The 2500-nt window shown below is 57.3% G+C and carries 1 tRNA gene and 2 rRNA genes (1 of these 3 cut by a window edge); all 3 read left to right on the top strand.

The features are described from left to right. Window positions 1-2080, top strand: a 23S ribosomal RNA gene (locus BLV24_RS21255) (it extends 747 nt beyond the left edge of the window). 182 nt (window positions 2081-2262) lie between these two features. Then, window positions 2263-2377, top strand: a 5S ribosomal RNA gene (rrf, locus tag BLV24_RS21250). Between the two features lie 46 nt (window positions 2378-2423). After that, window positions 2424-2500 (top strand) — tRNA-Met (locus BLV24_RS21245).

Below are 2500 nucleotides of genomic sequence, written 5' to 3'. Positions count from 1 at the left end.
CCGAACCCACACCTGTTGAAAAAGGTCGGGATGAGCTGTGGCTAGGGGTGAAAGGCCAATCAAACTCGGAGATAGCTGGTTCTCCGCGAAATCTATTTAGGTAGAGCGTCGCACGAATGTCCTCGGGGGTAGAGCACTGGATGGGTGATGGGGGCCCACAGCCTTACTGAGCCTAACCAAACTCCGAATACCGAGGAACACTATGCGGCAGACACACGGCGGGTGCTAAGGTCCGTCGTGGAAAGGGAAACAGCCCTGACCAACAGCTAAGGCCCCTAATTCGTGGCTAAGTGGGAAAGCATGTGGGACGGCCAAGACAACCAGGATGTTGGCTTAGAAGCAGCCATCATTTAAAGAAAGCGTAACAGCTCACTGGTCTAGATAAGCTGTCCTGCGGCGAAGATGTAACGGGGCTCAAGCCACGAGCCGAAGCTTTGGAGTGCGTAAGCACTGGTAGCGGAGCGTTCTGTTCTAAACACCTTCCGACTTTGCCTGGGCGCAAGCCCAGGGATGGTCGGACCGGTGTTGGCGACGAAGCGGGCCTGTGAGGGACCCGTGGAGCGAACAGAAGTGAGAATGCTGACATGAGTAGCGACAAAGAGGGTGAGAGACCCTCTCGCCGGAAGTCCAAGGGTTCCTGCTTGAAGCTAATCTGAGCAGGGTGAGCCGGCCCCTAAGCCGAGGCCGAAAGGCGTAGGCGATGGGAATCAGGTGAATATTCCTGAGCCAGGAGAGCGTGACGGATCGCAGGTGTAGTTCCTCCTTATCGGATTGGAGGGGCTGCTGAGCGGTTCCTGGAAACAACACTCCATCAGACCGTACCCTAAACCAACACAGGTGGACAGGCAGAGTATGCCAAGGCGCTTGAGAGAACTACGTTGAAGGAACTCGGCAAAATGCCTCCGTAACTTCGGGAGAAGGAGGCCTCGTCTTTGGGCAACCAGAGGCGAGGGGCACAACCCAGGGGGTGGCGACTGTTTACTAAAAACACAGGGCTCTGCGAAGTCGCAAGACGACGTATAGGGTCTGACGCCTGCCCGGTGCCGGAAGGTTAAATGGAGGGGTGCAAGCTCCGAAATGAAGCCCCGGTAAACGGCGGCCGTAACTATAACGGTCCTAAGGTAGCGAAATTCCTTGTCGGGTAAGTTCCGACCTGCACGAATGGCGTAACGACTTCCCCGCTGTCTCCAACGTAGACTCAGCGAAATTGAATTCCCCGTGAAGATGCGGGGTTCCCGCGGTCAGACGGAAAGACCCCGTGCACCTTTACTACAGCTTCAGATTGGCATCAGGCGCGTGATGTGCAGGATAGGTGGTAGGCTTTGAAACAGGGACGCCAGTTCTTGTGGAGCCTTCCTTGAGATACCACCCTTCATTCGCTTGATGTCTAACCGCGGTCCATGAACCTGGATCCGGGACCTTCTGTGGCGGGTAGTTTGACTGGGGCGGTCGCCTCCCAAATCGTAACGGAGGCGCGCGAAGGTTGGCTCAGAGCGGTCGGAAATCGCTCGACGAGTGCAATGGCATAAGCCAGCCTGACTGCGAGACTGACAAGTCGAGCAGAGTCGAAAGACGGCCATAGTGATCCGGTGGTCCCTCGTGGAAGGGCCATCGCTCAACGGATAAAAGGTACGCCGGGGATAACAGGCTGATGATGCCCAAGAGTCCATATCGACGGCATCGTTTGGCACCTCGATGTCGGCTCATCACATCCTGGGGCTGGAGCAGGTCCCAAGGGTTCGGCTGTTCGCCGATTAAAGTGGTACGTGAGCTGGGTTTAGAACGTCGTGAGACAGTTCGGTCCCTATCTGCCGTGGGTGTTCGAGACTTGAGAGGAGCTGCCCCTAGTACGAGAGGACCGGGGTGGACGTTCCACTGGTGGACCAGTTATCCTGCCAAGGGTAGTGCTGGGTAGCTATGAACGGACAGGATAACCGCTGAAAGCATCTAAGCGGGAAGCCCCCCTCAAAACCAGGTCTCGCCTGAGAGCCGTGGAAGACCACCACGTCGATAGGCCAGGGATGAAAGCGCAGCGATGCGTGCAGTCGACTGGTACTAATTGCTCGATAGGCTTGACCCGTCCCGGAAGACGGCCGGTGTGAATACACACCAACGTCTCCGGACCAGCAAGTTCAACACATGAACAGCACTGACTTGGAAAGAGTCTCATCTCATCACATCGTCGAGCCTCAGGGCCGCGCGGAAACGGCCACAGGCCGCTTCCCACGCCCCCGAAACTCGACGCTGGATGCGGTTCACAGGTCTGGCGGTCACAGCGCGAGGGAAACACCCGATCCCTTCCCGAACTCGGCCGTTAAGCCCCGCCGCGCCGATGGTACTGCGGCTTAAGCCGTGGGAGAGTAGGTCGCCGCCAGACCCGTAAACCGCATCCAATTCGTCTCTCATCACGATAACAAAACACCCGCGGGGTGGAGCAGCCCGGTAGCTCGTCAGGCTCATAACCTGAAGGTCGTAGGTTCAAATCCTACCCCCGCAACCA

Origin of the sequence: Albimonas donghaensis, from assembly GCF_900106695.1 — a bacterium.
GTDB classification, from domain to species: Bacteria; Pseudomonadota; Alphaproteobacteria; order Rhodobacterales; family Rhodobacteraceae; genus Albimonas; species Albimonas donghaensis.
Note: the sequence above shows the minus strand (reverse complement) of the source record. Positions and strands in the feature narration are given on the sequence as shown.